The organism is Ruegeria sp. BI11 (assembly GCF_056538005.1).
Genome location: NZ_JBQFSM010000002.1, coordinates 613,713 through 630,986 on the forward strand (window position 1 = coordinate 613,713; position 17,274 = coordinate 630,986).

A 17,274-nucleotide genomic window follows, 5' to 3' on the forward strand; every position below is an offset into this window, starting at 1 on the left:
GACCTGAGGATTACCACCATTTGCCCGGCTTGGCCACAAACCCGGCGGCGTTTTCCAGCGCATAGGCGGTGTTGAGCAGATCACCCTCTTCCCACGGACGACCGATCAACTGCAAGCCGAGCGGCAGACCTTGCTTGTCCAGCCCAGCAGGCACCGCGACACCCGGCAGACCGGCCAGGTTCACCGTCACGGTGAAGACGTCGTTCAGATACATCTGAACCGGATCCGCTTCGGTCATTTCACCCAGGCCGAACGCCGCGGACGGCGTTGCCGGGGTCAGGATCGCATCGACACCTGCCGCAAAGACATCTTCGAAGTCTTTCTTGATCAGGGTCCGGACGCGACGTGCTCGGTTGTAGTAGGCGTCGTAGAAGCCAGCCGACAGCACATAGGTCCCGATCATCACGCGGCGCTGTACTTCGTGGCCAAAACCTTCGGCGCGAGTTTTCTCGTACATCTCAGTGATGCCGTCACCCTGCGCCAGCTGTGCGCGACGGCCATAGCGGACGCCGTCATAGCGGGCGAGGTTAGAGGATGCCTCGGCCGGCGCAATCACATAATATGCAGGCAGCGCGTATTTCGTATGCGGCAGCGAGATATCGACGATTTCGGCCCCAGCGGCTTTCAGCATCTCGGCACCGTCGGCCCAGAGTTTCTCGATCTCGGCGGGCATACCATCCATACGATATTCTTTGGGAATACCGATCTTCTTGCCCTTGATATCGCCGGTCAGCATCGCCTCGAAATTCGGCACGGCCATTTCGGCGCTAGTGGAATCCTTGGGGTCGTGGCCGCACATGGTTTCCAACATGATCGCCGCGTCGCGGACGTTCTTGGTCATCGGGCCTGCCTGATCCAGCGAGGATGCAAAGGCCACGATGCCCCAGCGCGAGCAACGACCGTAAGTCGGCTTGATACCGGTGATGCCAACAAAAGCGGCAGGCTGACGAATCGAGCCTCCTGTATCGGTGCCCGTTGCGGCCAGACACAGGTCGGCGGCAACAGCCGACGCCGAACCACCCGATGAACCACCCGGTGTCAGTCGCGCGTCATCGTTACCACGACGCCAGGGGCTGACCGCGTTGCCATAGACGGAGGTTTCGTTGGACGAACCCATGGCGAATTCGTCCATGTTCAGCTTGCCCAGCATCACGGCACCCGCATCAGCCAGTTGCTGAGAAACAGTGGATTCGTATTCCGGCTTGAAGCCTTCCAGAATCTTCGAAGCTGCCTGTGAGGGCACGCCCTTGGTGCAGAACAGATCCTTGATGCCAATCGGCAGGCCACACATCGACGGCGCGTCGCCACCCTTGATCCGCTCATCCGCTGCTTTGGCGCGTTCCAACGCAATCTCGGGCGTTTTGTGGACAAAAGCGTTCAGTGCGTCAGCGTCGTCAATCGCCTTGAGGCAGGATTCGGTCAGCTCGACCGAGGTCACATCACCTTTACGCAGCGCGTCGCGGGCCTCGGCCAGGCCCAGTTTGTTCAGATCGCTCATGTCTTACTCCACCACTTTGGGGACTGCGAAAAAGCCTTCGCGCGCGTCGGGGGCGTTGGCCAGAACCTTGTCCTGCTGGTTGCCGTCGGTGACCACATCCTCACGACGCTTCAGGCGCATCGGCTCGACCGAGACCATTGGCTCGACGCCTTCGACATCGACCTCATTCAGTTGCTCGATGAACCCAAGAATGGTGTTGAACTCGGATGCCAGCGCGGGCAGCGCGTCATCCTCGACCTTGATCCGGGCCAGTTTGGCCACCTTGGCGGCGGTGCTTTGGTCAATCGACATCGGAAAACCTCATATGCGTTAGGGGGCATTTACCCGTCTGATGCGCGGGTCGCAAGTCCACCGAAGGGCGGATGTGAGCCTGTTTCCCTCTCGGGTGTAGATAGCCATTCAAAACTGAATAGCCCGTATACGCAAAAGTAAACTAGTTAGTTCAGCTTTTGCCTTGAAAAAGTGAACTAAACGGTTCACCTCATAGAGCACGGCACAGCCGAAAACCGGAGAAAGAAAATGAAAACCTTCATTACCGCAGCTCTTTTGACCGCAACCGTTCTGAGCACCCCCGCCCTGGCCTTTGGCCCTAGCACGCAAACCCTGATCCCCGACCTCTCGTTCCCGACCCCCGCATCCGAGACGGTGACGCAAGACAGTGCCAAACTGGGCAAATAAGATGACGTGCGCGGCCGGGTCAGACTCCCCCTGCTGACCCGGCCAGGATACAATTGCCTGCTGCATCCGATGAAACCAACCGCTACGATGGTGCGAGTTATCCCGCCGGACTGCATCACGAATCCGGCAAGCCAACGGAGCGGAAGATGAGCGCACGCAAGCAAACGGTTCTGGACGCAATAGATGCGGCCAACCAGCAGGACCCCACGATCGAAGACGGCCAGCCCGCCGCCCTGCTATACGGCCAAAGGATGAGCGCCGAGTTAGACAGGCTGTTTCCTGACGCCTCGGACCCGTTGCGGATCGCGGCGCGTGGGCAGCATGTGGAACGCTGGAAGCTGGCGCGCAGCGAATACCCCGAAGGTCGCACCGGATATCTGACCTGGCGCAAGGCGCAGGGTGAGCATCACGCCGAGGTTGTCATGGGATTGATGGAACAGGCCGGATACCGCACGGATGAGGCCGAATCCGCCGGTCGTATGCTGCGCAAACAGGGCATCAAGCGTGATGATGAGGTTCAAGCGCTGGAAGACGTCATCTGTTTTGTATTCCTAAAGTGGTATTTCGCGCCCTTCGCGGAAAAGCATTCGGCTGAGAAAATTCAGCGTATTGTCGAAAAGACAGCGCGTAAGATGTCAGGTGACGGTCGGGCGCGGGTTCTGTCCGAATTTGATCTGCCGGAACATCTGGCCGCCGCGTTTCAGGTCTGAGACGCGCGGGCCAGATGCCTGCGATAGACCTCGATCATCCAACCCAGCATGACGGCGTTCAGGATGTGCCACATGAAATGCGTGCCCAGTGACACCTGCGCGCAAATAGGGTCATCCAAGGCGCGAAAGGTGATCGAGGCGATCAGGATCATCGCCCCGATGGCCAAACCCCGCGCGGTTTCCGGCACCCGGTTGCGTAGAAGAAACGCGTAAATCAGGATCAGCAGCGGAACCGGGGCATAAGCCGCTGATCCACCCAGCCCCGGAACAAGTTGAAACACAGGCACGGTCAGCGCGGCATATGGTATGAACAGGGCCGTCACGATTAACGCGATCAGCGGTCTAAGCCGCCAGACGTCCCGATTGATGGCGAAGATATAGACCAGAATATACAGCAGGATCGGCACAACATCCGCCATGGCCGCCCAGGCTTGCGCGTGGGTATGAAACAGAAAACTGCCAATACCAATGGCGGCCAGAATGACCACCAGAGCCATTGCCAGCGGCATTCCCTGCCCCCGCACGCGCCGCCACATAACAAAAGCCGCAATCAGAAACGCCGCGTTTGTCACGGCGTTTATCGGCTCGGCCCAGTAGGCGGGCGACAGACGCTCGCAATAGCCGTCAATTTCCTGAAACCAGTCCATGCACTTTTACATAGCCGATGCTAGGTTGAGGCCAACAGTATGTTTGAGAGGATTTTTTCTATGAATATCATCTGGCTGGGTCACGGCAGCTTCCGCATAGAAACCGGGGGGCAGGTTCTGTTGATCGACCCCTGGCTGACCGGCAACCCGGTGCTGTCCGAGGATCACCATGACAACGCGCTGGATGGTGCGACGCACATTCTGCTGACGCACACACATTTCGATCACGTTGCGGACGTGGTGTCGCTGGCCAAGCACCTCAAAGTACCGGTTGTCGGCCAATACGATCTTATGGGATATTGGAGCGAGACCGAAGGGCTGGAAACTGTCGGCTTCAACAAGGGCGGCACAGTGGATTTGAATGGGGTCAAGGTGTCCATGGTGCCTGCCTCGCACAGCTCGACCTTTTCAACTCCGGACGGCCTGCGGACCGGTGGCAGCGAGGTCGGTTTCATGATCGCTTCGGACGATCACATGCTTTACGTGTCAGGCGACACCGACATCATGGCGGATATGGAGTGGATGGGCGATTACTACAAACCCGACATCGGCATCCTGTCTGCGGGCGGGCATTTTACCATGGACATGAAGGGCACGGCCTATGCGGCCAAACGATATTTCAACTTCAAGACGGTGATTCCCTGCCACTACAAAACCTTCCCGATTCTGGAACAGTCTGCTCAGGCGCTGATTGATGGGTTGCCGGAGGTGGACGTGATCGAACCGGAGTTGATGAAACCCATCACTCTTTAATATCGCGGCGTGCGGCGAAGAAGGTTTTCAGAAGATCGGCGGCCTCTTGCGCTGCGATACCGTCGTAAATTTCGGGGACATGGTGCGCCTGTTTATGGGTAAAAACCCGCGCACCATGAGCCACGCCGCCGGATTTCGGGTCTGCAGCCCCATAATAGATGCGCCGAATTCGCGCCGCGGCCAAAGCAGCCGCGCACATGGCACAGGGTTCCAGCGTGACGTAAAGGTCATGATCCGGCAGTCGTTCGGACCCAACCTCAGCACAGGCCGCACGCAGGGCCAGAATCTCGGCATGAGCGGTGGGGTCGTTCAATTCGCGTGTCCGGTTGCCCGCCGCAGCCACGATCCGGCCGTCGGGCGCGACAATTACGGCCCCTACCGGAACCTCTCCACGATCTGCCGCAGCGCGCGCCTCGACCAGCGCTTTGTCCATATGCGATTTGAACGTCATGCCTCTGACTGCATCAGAAACCTGTCTTTCGCAAGCGGGCGGGATGCGCTATGGGCTGCGAATGACCAAAACCCCTCCTCCCGGCGACCGGATCGCCAAAGTCCTTGCCCGCGCAGGCGTTGCCTCGCGCCGTGAAGCGGAACGCATGATCGAAGCTGGCCGCGTGGCCGTGAATGGCAAGACCATCGACAGCCCGGCCCTGAACGTGACCGCCAAGGACAAGATCGTCGTCGACGGCAAACCAGTGTCGGAACCCGAACCCTCGCGCCTGTGGCTGTATCACAAGCCATCCGGTCTGGTGACGACGACGCGCGACGAAAAAGGCCGCGCCACTATTTTCGACAACCTGCCCGAGGACATGCCCCGCGTCATGAGCGTGGGTCGGCTGGACCTGAATTCCGAAGGCTTACTGTTGCTGACCAATGATGGCGGCATCAAACGCAAACTCGAATTGCCCTCGACCGGTTGGTTGCGCAAATACCGCGTGCGGGTGAATGGTCGACCGAAGGACGAAGATTTTGCGCCCTTGCGCAAGGGGTTAGTAATCGACGGTGAGCGTTTCTTGCCGATGGACGTATCGCTGGATCGCCAGCAAGGCGCAAACGCGTGGCTGACCATCGGTTTGCGCGAAGGTAAAAACCGCGAGATTCGCCGCGCGATGGAGGATATCGGCTATGCCGTGAACCGCCTGTTGCGGGTGTCTTACGGCCCGTTTCAGCTGGGCAGCCTGAAACCCGGTGAGGTTGAAGAAATCCGCCGCCGTGTGATGCGCGATCAGCTGGGATTGGAGGCCGAACCCGAAACCAAGCCCAAACGCCCTGCCCGCCCGCAACGAAAACGGCCACCGGTCGGCAAGAAATCTCGCAAGTGACGCTGGTTTAGCAACCTTCCCCCTAGCGCCAAGCCCGCGCATCGCCTAAATTTTCCGTAAGTTATTTCACGGGGGAACGCCATGTCAGGGACCGGAGTGCAAAAACTGGCCTATGCGGCCCTTCTTGTGCTGATGCTCGGTGTTTGCACCGGCGTTCTTGGGGGCCTTTAGCGCATGGCAAAGCGGTATGGCGGAAAATTCAGCCCCGAAGGTGGCAGGTCTGACGACGACCAGCCGCAGCGCGGGCAATTTCATGGCGCGCGGGTCGAACCGGCAGGCGCGCGGGCCAATATCCTGTTTCTGCCTGCCATCCCTTTGGTGTTTTTGTCACTGAACGACGGCGCAGTCGGGATGACGATCGGGCTGGTCGCCGCTGGTCTGCTGACCGCCGCTGCTTTTCTGTTGCGCGAAGGCCTGCGGGCCGAGGCTGCGTTTAACGCGCGCCGCACCGCGCGACGCCCAGCATTTCCACGCAAGGTTTTCGCAAGCGTACTGACCGGGGTTGGTGTCGCTGTGGCCGCGTACCGAACTGAATACCTGGATGCCGAGACCGCGGCGCAAGCCAGCCTCCTGGCCCCGATCCTGTTCGGGGTGGTGGCAACGGTTCTGCATTCTGTGTCCTTTGGTCTGGATCCGATGAAAGATAAGGGTATGGAGGGTATCGATACCTTTCAGCAAGACCGCGTGGCCCGTGTGGTTGAAGATGCCGAAGCCCATTTGACAGAGATGACCGATGCCATCAAACGTTCGGGCGACCGCCGGATCGAAGCACGCGTCGAACGGTTTCAGGACACCGCCCGCGATCTGTTCCGTACGGTCGAGGAAGACCCGCGCGATCTGGCCGGTGCCCGTAAATACCTGACCGTCTACCTGCAAGGTGCTCGGGACGCGACAGTGAAGTTCGCCGATGTCTATGCGCGCACGCGGGATGCGCAGGCTTTGGCTGACTATTCGGCCTTGCTGGACGATCTGGAACAGAATTTCGCGGCTCGTACCCGCAAGTTGCTTTTGGATGACCGCAGCGATCTGACGGTTGAAATTGACGTGCTGCGCGAACGGCTGCAGCGCGAAGGCGTCCGGTTGGACTAATCGGACCATTTTTTGAGAGAGGATTACCCCATGTCCGACGCGATCAAAAACAAGGCAGTCGAAGCAGAAACGCTGGTACAAGAAGTGACGGCCGTTGCGTTGCCTGAACCCACGGCTCAGATCATCTCGCTGGAAGAAGCAGACGACCCTGTTGGCGCTGAAATCCGCAAACGCATGGATGAATTGGACATGGGCAACACCAATTCGATTGTATCCTTCGGATCGTCCGCGCAGGCGGAATTGCAGGAAATCAGCCAGGCCATGCTGGCGGATGTGCGCAACAAGGATGTGGGTCCCGCCGGGGACAGCCTGCGCAATATCGTCACCACGATCCGCGGCTTTTCAGTCAGCGAACTGGACGTGCGTCGCGAACGCAGCTGGTGGGAGAAACTGCTGGGCAAGGCCGCGCCTTTCGCCAAGTTTACCGCGCAGTACGAAGAGGTTCAGGGCCAGATCGACAAGATTACCGACGACCTACTGGGCCATGAACACACGCTGCTGAAAGACATCAAGTCGCTGGACCTGCTGTATGAAAAAACACTTGGGTTCTACGACGAATTGGCACTGTACATCGCGGCGGGTGAGGAAAAGCTGACCGAACTGGACAGTCAGGACATCCCCGAAAAAGAGGCCGAGGTTCAGGCCGCGCCCGAGGATCAACAGGTGATGAAAGCGCAGGAGCTGCGTGACATGCGCGCCGCGCGGGATGATCTGGAACGTCGTGTGCATGATCTGAAGCTGACGCGGCAAGTAACGATGCAGTCGCTGCCCTCGATCCGTTTGGTACAGGAAAACGACAAATCGCTGGTGACCAAGATCAACTCGACTTTGGTCAATACCGTGCCGCTGTGGGAAACTCAGCTGGCGCAGGCGGTCACCATTCAACGCAGCGCCGAAGCCGCTTCGGCCGTGCGCGATGCCAACGATCTGACCAATGAACTGCTGACCTCGAACGCGGCCAACCTGCGCGAGTCGAACAAGATGATCCGCGAGGAAATGGAACGCGGTGTGTTCGATATTGAGGCGGTCAAACAAGCCAATGCCGATCTAATTGGTACCATCAACGAAAGCCTGGCAATAGCCGATGAAGGCAAGGCCAAACGTGCCGCTGCCGAACAGGAACTGCAGAAGATGGAGGCCGAACTGCGCGACACCCTCGCCGCTGCCAAAGCCCGCAAGGATGGGATCGGCGACAATGCCGGAACGGCGGTACCGGGCTGACGGCGGGCTGCGCGTGCGGATAACGGGATATCTGAAACCTCTGTTGGGTTTTGTCGCGCTTTTGGCATTGGCCAATTGCGATGAGGCGCTGACGTCTTCTGTCGTTCCTCAACCGCGACCAGTAGCACCCGCCCCTGCGCCCAACGCCTATGTCCCCCCGTCCGCAGCCAGTCAGGACCTGGCCCGGTTCTATCAGCGGGTCGAACGAGACCTGCTGACCCGGGACATGTTGCGTGTGGACGGAGGCGGCCCTGATACACCCTATGACGCAGACGATCTGGCCCGCAATTTCGAGGCCATCGCATTTTACAGCGAATACCCCGATCACGCGGTAACCACGCGCCTCCAACGAACGGAAGGGCAACTTAGTCGGTGGGCCGGGCCCGTGCGAATTCAAGCCGAGTTCGCTCCATCTGTGGCTCCCGAAGCGCGTGAAAAGGACGCGGCCGAGGTTGAGGCATTTGCAAATCGGCTTGCCAAATTGACGGACCATCCAATCTCGGTCGTCAATCGCAAAGCCAATTTCCATGTCTTCTTTGCTGGCAAGGATGACAGCGCTTACGTGGTTAAACGCTTGAAACAGCTGATCCCCGGCATCAGCACGCCTTCACTGGATTTGGTTGCAAATCCGCGTGCCAATATTGACTGCCTCGTTTTCGCATCCCCTACTAAAAGCTCGCCGTTTAAATTTGTACGGGCCGTGACGCTCATCCGGGCTGAATTGCCGGATCTTACGCGCCGCAGTTGCATTCACGAGGAAATCGCGCAGGGGCTTGGGCTATCCAATGACAGCCCCGCCGCGCGGCCTTCGATATTCAACGATAATGATGAGTTTGCGTTGTTGACCAGCCATGACGAAAAACTTCTGACAATGCTTTACGATCCACGCCTTGAACCCGGTGTAACGGTTGAAGACGCGCGGCCCGTGGTTCGGATCATTGCACGCGAATTGATGGGCCAGCAGCTCTGAGCCCAAAGGAAAGGAGACCCCAATGGGTATTTTCGATTTTCTGACCGGAGAATTTATCGACGTCATTCACTGGGTCGACGACACCCGGGACACCATGGTCTGGCGGTTTGAACGAGAGGGCCACGAAATCAAATACGGTGCCAAGCTGACGGTACGCGAAGGCCAAGCAGCGGTGTTCGTGCACGAAGGGCAGTTGGCGGATGTGTTCACGCCGGGTCTCTATATGCTTGAGACCAACAACATGCCGATCATGACGACCCTGCAGCATTGGGATCACGGCTTTCAATCTCCGTTCAAATCCGAAATCTATTTCGTCAACACAACCCGGTTCAACGACCTGAAATGGGGCACCAAGAACCCGATCATGCTACGCGACCCGGAATTTGGTCCGACCCGCATCCGGGCTTTTGGCACCTATACAGTGCGCGTGAAGGATGCCGCGAAATTCCTGATCGAAATCGTGGGCACCGATGGTGAGTTCACAATGGATGAGATCAGCTTCCAGATCCGCAACATCATCGTGCAGGAATTCAGCCGGGTGATCGCAGGATCGGGCATCCCGGTTCTGGACATGGCCGCCAACACCGCCGATCTGGGCAAGCTGATCGCAGCCGAAGTTTCTCCGGTGCTGGACGGGTACGGCCTGGAGATGCCGGAATTCTATATTGAAAACATATCGCTGCCACCTGCAGTTGAAGCGGCACTGGACAAGCGGACCTCGATGGGATTGGCGGGCGATCTGGGCAAGTTCACCCAGTATTCTGCGGCCGAGGCAATGACAGCCGCGGCCAACAATCCCGGTCAGGGTGGCGGCATGGGCGCCGGGCTTGGTATGGGCATGGGCATGGCGATGGCACAGCAGATGTCGAACATGGCAGCGGGTCAACCCAGCGGCCCGTGGGGCCGTTCCGTCCCCGCTGCGCCGCAACCGGCAACGCATGCCGCACCACCTCCTCCACCTCCGGTCGAGCATGTGTGGCACATTGCGGTCGATGGACAGACCAGCGGGCCATTCTCGAAAGCCAAGATGGGTCGCATGGCCACCGACGGAGAGATCACCCGCGACACCCATGTCTGGACCGCCGGTCAGGACGGTTGGAAAAAAGCCGGAGACGTTCAGGAACTGGCGCAGCTGTTCACCATCCTGCCGCCTCCACCTCCGGGTGCGTAACCTTTCAGCTGCCAGCGCATAGGGCTGCATGATGAGCGAAGAACACAGATTTCCCTGCGAGCAATGCGGTTCGGACTACCGGTTCAATCCCGGCGATGGCAGTCTGACCTGTGACCATTGCGGTCATTCCGAAGTAATCGGCGCTGGCCCTTGGGGCGATGCCAGTCTGAAAGAACTGGATTTCGACGCTGCCATCGCGGAGCAACTGCCTGACAGCGAGATCGAGGAAACGCGTGTTCTGTCCTGCCCCAACTGCGCGGCTCAGGTCGAGTTCGATCCGGCCACTCACGCGGCTGAGTGTCCGTTTTGCGCCACGCCTGTGGTAACGGATACTGGCGTCAGCCGGCATATCAAGCCGCGCGGCGTGCTGCCTTTTGCACTGGACGAGCGCACTGCGCACAAGGCGATGGGGGATTGGCTGGGTCGTCTCTGGTTCGCGCCTAACGGGTTGAAGGAATACGCCCGTAAAGGCCGTAAGATGCAGGGCATCTATGTTCCGTATTGGACCTTCGATGCGGACACCCAGTCCAGCTATCGCGGGGAACGGGGCACTGTTTATTATGAGACCCGAACCGTCATGCGAGATGGTAAGCGCGTGCAACAGCAGGTGCCCAAGGTACGGTGGTCTCCGAAATCCGGGCGGGTCGCGCGGTTCTTTGACGACGTGCTGGTGCTGGCGTCTCAGTCATTGCCCAAAAGCTATACTGACGCGCTGGAGCCCTGGGACCTGCCGGCGTTGGAACCTTATCAGCCGGAATACCTCGCCGGCTTCAGGGCCGAGGCCTACACCGTTGAACTGCAAGAAGGCTACACCGAGGCCCGCGGGTATATGGCGCGGGTGATCGAACGCGACGTGCGCTTTGATATCGGTGGCGACCGTCAGCGGATACACGCGATTGATACGGATGTGCGTAACGTGACCTTCAAGCATATCCTGCTGCCGGTCTGGATGGCGGCGTATAAGTATCGTGGCCAGACCTATCGCTTCGTCGTGAACGGACGCACGGGCCGCGTTCAGGGAGAACGCCCCTGGTCCGCCATCAAGATCACCATTGCCGTTGTACTGGGCCTGCTTGTGGCGGCGGGTGTCGGGTATCTGATGGCAACCGGCCAACAGTGATGACGCTGAAAGCAGGCTATAAAATCAGGCAGTGTTAGCGCTTGAACTTCTATCAGTCTGACGCCATTCTCCGCCGCGTCAAAGCCAGAGAGGAGAGGCCAGAGTGACACTATCCGATCTGAACCGGTTGCTGGCCACGCGGTATTCTTGCCGGGCCTTTCGTCCCGATCCGGTGCCCAAGGATCAGATCGAACAAATCTTAACCAGCGCCGCACGTGTGCCTAGCTGGTGCAACGCCCAACCCTGGCACGTCACGGTCACCAGCGGTGAAGAAACCGATCAGTTCCGCGCGGCAATGCAGGCCGAGGCTGCGACGGGCATCCCCTGCCCGGACATCCCCTTTCCCACCTCTTATTCCGGCGCCTATCAGGATCGCCGCAGGGCCTGTGGTTGGGCATTGTACGAGGCCGTCGGAGTTGAGCGCGGCGATCGCGCCGCTTCGACCCAGCAGATGATGCAGAATTTCTCTCTGTTCGGGGCTCCCCATTGCGCCATCATCTCAAGTCCAGCCGAGCTTGGCACCTATGGCGCTCTGGATTGCGGTGGGTTCGTCACCGCCTTTTCACTGGCCGCGCAGGCGCTTGGCGTCGCCACAATCCCGCAGGCCGCGCTGGCTACCTACAGCCCGTTCCTCCGCAGATATTTCGACGTCCCGAAAGACCGGTTGATTTTATGCGCGATTTCCTTTGGCTATGCGGATACAGATCACCCAGCCAACGGCTTTCGCACCGACCGCGCCGATCTGAGTGAGATCGTGAATTGGATCGGATAACAACCACACCAAGCGGAGAACGATTTTGCGCGCTGTTCTACAACGAGTTTCACGGGCCAACGTCTCGGTCGACGGTCAGGTGATCGGTCAGACCGGACCGGGGTTGATGATTTTGGTCTGTGCCATGCAGGGCGACGATGAAGTAAAGGCAGATCAGCTTGCCGCCAAGATATCCAAACTGCGCATCTTCAAGGATGGCGCCGGTAAAATGAACCGGTCCGTGAAAGATATTGAAGGATCCGCGCTGGTGATCAGCCAGTTCACACTGGCTGCCGATACATCACGCGGTAACAGGCCGGGATTTTCCGAGGCCGCCGCACCGGATGTCGGCAAACACCTGTATGAGGTCTTTGCCCAGCGGTTGCAGGCGCATGGTGTGCCGGTAGAGACCGGGCAATTCGGCGCAGATATGGCGGTTGAGCTGGTCAATGATGGACCGGTCACGATTTGGATGGAAAGCTGATGGATAGTAAAGAACAGGCAATTCGCATCTGGCAGGCCGGGGTCGACGCCGTTGGAGGTTACGCCGCGACCAGCAAAGTTTTGCAGGACATCCCCGAACCCGATCAGATACTGGCTGTCGGCAAACCCGCCGCATCCATGGCCCGCGCAGCATTAGAGCATTTCGGACCGCGCCCGACGCTGGTTGTCACCAAGGATGACCACGGGCGCGATCTGCCGGATCACGTCAAGGTGATAGAGGCCTCGCACCCTGTTCCGGATGCACGCAGTCTTCAGGGTGGTCAGGCCCTGTGTCAGGCAGTTGAGGCAATGAAGCCAGGATCGCATCTGTTGTTGCTGGTTTCGGGCGGGGCATCCTCGCTCGCCGAGGATCTATTGCCGGGTAAAACGCTGAGTGACCTGGAACAGCTAAACAAAAAGCTGCTGTCCGAGGGGCTGGACATCACCGCGATGAACGCGGAACGGCGTAAGCTGTCGCGGATCAAGGGAGGCGGTTTGTTGTCTCACTTCCAAGGCGACAAGGCGACTGTTCTGGCGATTTCAGACGTCCCGGGCGATGATCTGAATGTAATTGGCTCGGGGATCGGAGCCTTGCCGGATGCGGTTGATTTTGCTGCCACAACTCAGATCGTAGCATCAAACGCTCATGCCCGCGCGGCCGCGGCGGAATTGGCTCAAGACGATGGCACAACAGTACATGCCAACGAAGAATGCCTGCACGATGATTTCCTGAATATCGCCGAAACCCTCGGCGAACGCATCCGCACCATGTCCAAGGGTGTCATGATTTTTGGCGGTGAACCAACCGTCATTTTGCCGGAAAATCCAGGTCGTGGGGGGCGTAACCAAGCGCTGGCTCTGGCCCTGGCGCGCGAGATTGCGGGTTGCAACGGAATCACGGTTGTTGTCGGCGGCACCGACGGCACGGACGGTCCAACGCAGGCTGCCGGAGCTGTGATAGACGGAACCACATGGGGCGACGGCGCAGATCTGGCGTTGCAACAGGCCGACAGCGGCAGCTATCTGGACGACGTCGGGGCTTTGCTGGTGACGGGGCCAACAGGAACCAACGTGATGGATTTGCTTGTCGCGATCCGCACATGATTTGACGGTTTTCGGACTGCCCGGATTGCAAAACATCCGGACAATATCTTAATGACGCCGCCCTCTAACGCGCTACGCAATATCGAAGATCTTCCCGACGTTGGCATCGAAATGCCGGATGGCTGTCGCCTATCCGCACGCGTGTGGCGTCCCATTGATGCGGTGGAAAACCCCGTCCCCGCCATTCTGGAGTTTCTACCCTATCGCAAACGCGACGGCACCTCGGTGAGGGATGAGCTGACCCATCCGTGGTTCGCCGAACGCGGCTATGCCTGCATTCGCGTGGACATGCGCGGAAATGGCGACAGCGAAGGGGTGATGGAGGACGAATACACTCAGCAAGAGCTCGATGACGCCGTGGCCACCATCCAATGGCTGGCCAAACAGCCGTGGTGTACGGGCAAGGTTGGAATGATGGGCATCAGCTGGGGCGGCTTCAACGCGCTTCAAGTAGCGGCGCTACAGCCCGAGCCCCTGAAAGCGATCATCACCTTATGCTCGACGGCTGACCGTTACGCAGACGATATCCACTATAAGGGTGGCTGCTTGCTGAACGAAAACCTGGGCTGGGGCGCGACCATGTGGTCATACTCCTCGCGCCCGCCAGACCCGGAGCTGCGCCCCAACTGGCGCGAGCTGTGGTTGGATCGGCTGGAGAACGAACCCTTTTTGCCCTCTGTCTGGTTGCGCCATCAACGACGGGATGAATATTGGCAGCACGGCTCGGTTTGCGAGGATTTCAGCGCCATCCGGGCGGCAACGCTGGCGATTGGCGGCTGGGGCGATGCGTATAAGAACACTGTGCCGCTACTGGTCGAACAGTTGGAGGCCCCGGTCAAAGGCATCGTTGGACCGTGGGTGCACAAATACCCACATTTCGCAGTGCCTGAACCCCGGATCGGTTTCCTGCAGGAAGCGCTGCGCTGGTGGGACCACTGGCTTAAAGGCTTGGATACCGGTGTCGATTCTGATCCCGATTATCGCGCCTATCTGATGGACGGCGTGCGACCGCAACGATGGTATAGCGTACGACCTGGGCGCTGGATCTCGGAAAGTGATGGGGCCACCTCTGACCTGCCCCGCCTGACGCTGGGGTTATCGAATGCCGGGCTGGGTCAGAATGGTCCACTGCACCAACGTGTTCTCTCGCCACAGACATGCGGCATGGAGGGCGGCGAATACTGCGCAATTTGGCTTGGTCCAGACATGCCCGGGGATCAGCGCGCCGACGACGCGCTGTCAGCCTGTTTCGATGGCGCAGCTTTGACTGAGGATCTGGACATTGTCGGTGCGCCGCGCATCCGACTGCGCCTGAGCGCGAACAAACCGCAGGCGCAGATTGCAGTGCGTTTGAATCATCTGCACCCAGATGGCGCGTCAACCCGCATCACCTATGGCGTTCTGAACCTGTCGCACCGGGACAGTCACGCCGAACCGACACCTCTTGCCCCCGGCACCAGTTACGAAATTGCGCTGGACCTGGACCATATCGCCTATCGCGTTCCCAAAGGACACCGCCTGCGGGTCGCGATTTCAAGCGCTTATTGGCCGTTGATCTGGCCATCCCCTGAAATTGCCGAACTGCATCTGACCGAGGGCACACTTAGCCTGCCCCACCGTTCAGCCACACCTGACACATACGCGTTCCCGCCCCCGGAATCGGCCCCGCCGCTGGATCAATCCACTCTGCGAGAACCGAACAATTCCCGACGGGTCGAGATGGATATGAACACCGGCGAAACCCATCTGATCATCGACGATGACTTCGGATTGGTTACCAACAACGACCATGGCTTGACCCATGGCAGCACGGCCTTTGAACGCTGGTCGATCCATCCGGAGGACCCTCTTTCAGCCCGCGGCTATTGCCGCTGGACGCAGGAAATCAACCGGAACGGTATCAACCTGAGGACAGAAACGTCTTGCGAAATGTGGTCAGATCGAACGACATTTTACCTGAGGGCGGAAATGAATGCCTTTGACGGCGAAAGCTTGGTATCAACAAAGCAGGTGGAGGATACCGTTTCACGCGATCAAATATAAATCATCCGTCAGTTTGGTGCAGACATTTACCCTTGCCCGTCTGACCGAAATGCGCCTACTTTGACTCATGCGTCAATAAAAAGTCCGCAAAGGACGAACAATCCAATCAACTGGGAGATCTTTGAATGAACGAACAACTCACTCACATGACCAAGCAGGTTACAGCTGGCAAGCTGACCCGCCGCGAATTCATGGGGAAAGCGGCGGCTCTGGGTGTCACCACGGCAATGGCCAGCACCCTGTTCGCGGATGCCGCGCGCGCGGCAGACCCGAAAAAAGGCGGTGATCTGAAAATCGGCCTGTTTGGCGGTGAATCCACCAACTCACTGGACCCGGCAACCTACGCCAGCTCGGTACCATACATGAATGGCCGTCACTTTGGTGACACGCTGGTTGAAGTCGCGCCTGACGGTACGATCGAACCGCGCCTCGCCGAAAGCGTCGAGGGCAGCGCGGATGCCAAGGTCTGGACGTTTAAACTGCGCCCGGGTGTCGAATTCCACAACGGCAAAACCATGACCAGCGAGGACGTGCTGAAAACCATGCAGCGTCACTCGAACGAGGACTCCAAGTCGGGTGCACTGGGCGTCATGAAAGGCATCGAGTCCATGAAAGCCGACGGCGACACCTTCCAGGTGACGCTGGTTGAGGCAAACGCCGACCTGCCCTATCTGATGTCGGACTATCACCTTGTGATCCAGCCCGATGGCGGTATGGACAACCCCGGCGCAGGTATCGGAACCGGTCCATATCAGGTCGAAGTCGATGAGCCCGGTGTGCGGCACCTGTTCACCAAGTTCGCAAACTATTGGAATGACGATGGTTATTTCGACAGTGTCGAAAACGTGGTGATCAACGATGCAACCGCGCGTACAGCGGCGCTGCAAGGTGGTCAGGTTCAAATGGCGAACCGGATTGAACCCAAAGTCGCTGATCTGCTGGGCCGTGCGCCCAACATCACCGTTCAATCGACCCCGGGTCGCGGTCACTATGTGTTCATCATGCATTGCGACACCGCACCGTTCGACAACAACGAACTGCGTCTGGCACTGAAATACGCGATCGACCGTCAGGATCTGGTAGACAAGGTACTGCGTGGCTATGGTTCAGTCGGGAACGACATGCCTGTAAACGCGGCCTATCCGCTGTTTGATGAGTCCATCGCACAGCGCGAATTCAGCCTGGAAAAAGCGGCTGAGCATTACAAGAACTCGGGGCATGACGGTTCGCCGATCATCCTGCGCGTGGCCGATGGTGCCTTCCCAGGTGCTGTGGACGCCGCTGCCCTGTTCCAGCAAAGCGCCGCTCAGGCCGGTATTCCGCTGGAAATCAAGCGTGAACCCAATGACGGTTACTGGTCCGAGGTCTGGAACGTGCAGCCCTTCTGCGCCTCGTATTGGGGTGGCCGTCCGGTGCAGGATCAGATGTACGCGACCGCGTATCTGTCGACCGCAGACTGGAACGACACTCGTTTCAAGGTACCGGCCTTTGACGAAATGCTGTTCAGCGCCCGCGCCGAACTGGATGCAGAAAAGCGCAAAGGCATCTACAGCCAGATGGGCCAGATGGTTCGCGACGAAGGCGGCTTGATCTGCCCGATGTTCAACAACTTTGTCGATGCAACCAGCAATGTGCTGGCGGGCTGGGAAGAAGATCCCAACGGCGAAATGATGAACGGTCAGGTTTCGCGCAAGATGTGGTTCGCATAATAAAG

Annotated in this window: 17 protein-coding genes and 1 pseudogene; 14 read left to right on the forward strand and 4 right to left on the reverse strand. The window is 58.8% G+C overall.

Going from position 1 to position 17,274, the window contains the following annotated elements:
• Positions 1-10: 10 nt before the first annotated feature.
• Entirely contained in the window at positions 11-1,498 is a 1,488-nt protein-coding gene (gene gatA / locus ACR0DT_RS07895; protein WP_480710181.1) for an Asp-tRNA(Asn)/Glu-tRNA(Gln) amidotransferase subunit GatA, read from the reverse strand.
• 3 nt (positions 1,499-1,501) lie between these two features.
• Positions 1,502-1,789 (reverse strand): Asp-tRNA(Asn)/Glu-tRNA(Gln) amidotransferase subunit GatC, encoded by a 288-nt coding sequence (gene gatC / locus ACR0DT_RS07900; protein ID WP_170325838.1) that lies wholly within the window; start codon positions 1,787-1,789, stop codon positions 1,502-1,504.
• Between the two features lie 228 nt (positions 1,790-2,017).
• On the opposite strand from gatC, the gene ACR0DT_RS07905 reads away from it, so the two are divergent.
• Both ACR0DT_RS07905 and ACR0DT_RS07910 read left to right on the forward strand, forming a co-directional pair.
• The gene (locus ACR0DT_RS07905) at positions 2,018-2,176 is read left to right on the forward strand and encodes a hypothetical protein (RefSeq protein WP_480710182.1); all 159 of its coding nucleotides are present in this window, start codon (positions 2,018-2,020) and stop codon (positions 2,174-2,176) included.
• A 146-nt stretch (positions 2,177-2,322) separates the two neighbouring features.
• Positions 2,323-2,886 carry a DUF4202 domain-containing protein gene (locus ACR0DT_RS07910; RefSeq protein ID WP_480710183.1) on the forward strand — a complete coding sequence of 188 codons (564 nt, stop codon included), beginning with the start codon at positions 2,323-2,325 and terminating at the stop codon, positions 2,884-2,886.
• Here the strand turns inward: ACR0DT_RS07910 and ACR0DT_RS07915 are convergent.
• Positions 2,877-3,533, reverse strand: a complete 657-nt coding sequence (locus tag ACR0DT_RS07915; protein ID WP_480710184.1) for a ceramidase domain-containing protein — start codon at positions 3,531-3,533, stop codon at positions 2,877-2,879. The genes ACR0DT_RS07910 and ACR0DT_RS07915 overlap by 10 nt on opposite strands.
• 60 nt (positions 3,534-3,593) lie before the next feature.
• Between ACR0DT_RS07915 and ACR0DT_RS07920 the strand changes: the two genes are divergently transcribed.
• Entirely contained in the window at positions 3,594-4,286 is a 693-nt protein-coding gene (locus ACR0DT_RS07920; RefSeq protein ID WP_480710185.1) for a metal-dependent hydrolase, read from the forward strand.
• On the opposite strand, the gene ACR0DT_RS07925 is transcribed toward ACR0DT_RS07920, so the two are convergent.
• On the reverse strand, positions 4,276-4,737 hold the full coding sequence (locus ACR0DT_RS07925) for a nucleoside deaminase (protein ID WP_480710186.1): 462 nt from the start codon (positions 4,735-4,737) through the stop codon (positions 4,276-4,278). The two genes, ACR0DT_RS07920 and ACR0DT_RS07925, sit on opposite strands and share 11 nt — an antisense overlap.
• Before the next feature lie 61 nt (positions 4,738-4,798).
• On the opposite strand from ACR0DT_RS07925, the pseudogene ACR0DT_RS07930 reads away from it, so the two are divergent.
• The 11 genes and pseudogenes from ACR0DT_RS07930 to ACR0DT_RS07980 form a co-directional block, all read left to right on the forward strand.
• Positions 4,799-5,605 (forward strand): annotated as a pseudogene (locus tag ACR0DT_RS07930) (pseudouridine synthase); the annotation flags it as partial.
• 177 nt (positions 5,606-5,782) lie between these two features.
• On the forward strand, positions 5,783-6,697 hold the full coding sequence (locus tag ACR0DT_RS07935) for a 5-bromo-4-chloroindolyl phosphate hydrolysis family protein (RefSeq protein WP_480710187.1): 915 nt from the start codon (positions 5,783-5,785) through the stop codon (positions 6,695-6,697).
• A gap of 30 nt (positions 6,698-6,727) precedes the next feature.
• Positions 6,728-7,918 (forward strand): toxic anion resistance protein, encoded by a 1,191-nt coding sequence (locus ACR0DT_RS07940; protein WP_480710188.1) that lies wholly within the window; start codon positions 6,728-6,730, stop codon positions 7,916-7,918.
• Positions 7,893-8,888 (forward strand): DUF2927 domain-containing protein, encoded by a 996-nt coding sequence (locus ACR0DT_RS07945; RefSeq protein WP_480710189.1) that lies wholly within the window; start codon positions 7,893-7,895, stop codon positions 8,886-8,888. The genes ACR0DT_RS07940 and ACR0DT_RS07945 overlap by 26 nt, the downstream gene beginning before the upstream one ends.
• 22 nt (positions 8,889-8,910) lie before the next feature.
• Positions 8,911-10,059, forward strand: a complete 1,149-nt coding sequence (locus ACR0DT_RS07950) for an SPFH domain-containing protein (protein ID WP_480710190.1) — start codon at positions 8,911-8,913, stop codon at positions 10,057-10,059.
• A 31-nt stretch (positions 10,060-10,090) separates the two neighbouring features.
• On the forward strand, positions 10,091-11,179 hold the full coding sequence (locus ACR0DT_RS07955; RefSeq protein ID WP_480710191.1) for a TFIIB-type zinc finger domain-containing protein: 1,089 nt from the start codon (positions 10,091-10,093) through the stop codon (positions 11,177-11,179).
• Between the two features lie 103 nt (positions 11,180-11,282).
• Positions 11,283-11,951, forward strand: coding sequence for a nitroreductase (locus ACR0DT_RS07960; RefSeq protein ID WP_480710192.1), 669 nt, complete (start codon positions 11,283-11,285; stop codon positions 11,949-11,951).
• Between the two features lie 25 nt (positions 11,952-11,976).
• Positions 11,977-12,414, forward strand: coding sequence for a D-aminoacyl-tRNA deacylase (gene dtd / locus ACR0DT_RS07965; RefSeq protein WP_480710193.1), 438 nt, complete (start codon positions 11,977-11,979; stop codon positions 12,412-12,414).
• Positions 12,414-13,517, forward strand: coding sequence for a glycerate kinase type-2 family protein (locus tag ACR0DT_RS07970; RefSeq protein ID WP_480710194.1), 1,104 nt, complete (start codon positions 12,414-12,416; stop codon positions 13,515-13,517). The genes dtd and ACR0DT_RS07970 overlap by 1 nt, the downstream gene beginning before the upstream one ends.
• Positions 13,518-13,568: 51 nt before the next feature.
• Positions 13,569-15,560 (forward strand): CocE/NonD family hydrolase, encoded by a 1,992-nt coding sequence (locus ACR0DT_RS07975; RefSeq protein ID WP_480710195.1) that lies wholly within the window; start codon positions 13,569-13,571, stop codon positions 15,558-15,560.
• Between the two features lie 125 nt (positions 15,561-15,685).
• Positions 15,686-17,269 carry an ABC transporter substrate-binding protein gene (locus ACR0DT_RS07980; protein ID WP_480710196.1) on the forward strand — a complete coding sequence of 528 codons (1,584 nt, stop codon included), beginning with the start codon at positions 15,686-15,688 and terminating at the stop codon, positions 17,267-17,269.
• Positions 17,270-17,274 lie beyond the last annotated feature (5 nt).

Bases quoted from the DNA above. Each gene is read 5' to 3' on its own strand.
- ACR0DT_RS07975 (WP_480710195.1), top strand. From the start codon at position 13,569: ATGACGCCGCCCTCTAACGCGCTACGCAATATCGAAGATCTTCCCGAC.
- ACR0DT_RS07980 (WP_480710196.1), top strand. From the start codon at position 15,686: ATGAACGAACAACTCACTCACATGACCAAGCAGGTTACAGCTGGCAAG.
- ACR0DT_RS07935 (WP_480710187.1), top strand. From the start codon at position 5,783: ATGGCAAAGCGGTATGGCGGAAAATTCAGCCCCGAAGGTGGCAGGTCT.
- ACR0DT_RS07970 (WP_480710194.1), top strand. From the start codon at position 12,414: ATGGATAGTAAAGAACAGGCAATTCGCATCTGGCAGGCCGGGGTCGAC.
- ACR0DT_RS07905 (WP_480710182.1), top strand. From the start codon at position 2,018: ATGAAAACCTTCATTACCGCAGCTCTTTTGACCGCAACCGTTCTGAGC.
- ACR0DT_RS07915 (WP_480710184.1), bottom strand. From the start codon at position 3,533: ATGGACTGGTTTCAGGAAATTGACGGCTATTGCGAGCGTCTGTCGCCC.
- ACR0DT_RS07950 (WP_480710190.1), top strand. From the start codon at position 8,911: ATGGGTATTTTCGATTTTCTGACCGGAGAATTTATCGACGTCATTCAC.
- ACR0DT_RS07945 (WP_480710189.1), top strand. From the start codon at position 7,893: ATGCCGGAACGGCGGTACCGGGCTGACGGCGGGCTGCGCGTGCGGATA.
- ACR0DT_RS07920 (WP_480710185.1), top strand. From the start codon at position 3,594: ATGAATATCATCTGGCTGGGTCACGGCAGCTTCCGCATAGAAACCGGG.
- gatC (WP_170325838.1), bottom strand. From the start codon at position 1,789: ATGTCGATTGACCAAAGCACCGCCGCCAAGGTGGCCAAACTGGCCCGG.
- ACR0DT_RS07925 (WP_480710186.1), bottom strand. From the start codon at position 4,737: ATGACGTTCAAATCGCATATGGACAAAGCGCTGGTCGAGGCGCGCGCT.
- ACR0DT_RS07940 (WP_480710188.1), top strand. From the start codon at position 6,728: ATGTCCGACGCGATCAAAAACAAGGCAGTCGAAGCAGAAACGCTGGTA.
- ACR0DT_RS07955 (WP_480710191.1), top strand. From the start codon at position 10,091: ATGAGCGAAGAACACAGATTTCCCTGCGAGCAATGCGGTTCGGACTAC.
- gatA (WP_480710181.1), bottom strand. From the start codon at position 1,498: ATGAGCGATCTGAACAAACTGGGCCTGGCCGAGGCCCGCGACGCGCTG.
- ACR0DT_RS07910 (WP_480710183.1), top strand. From the start codon at position 2,323: ATGAGCGCACGCAAGCAAACGGTTCTGGACGCAATAGATGCGGCCAAC.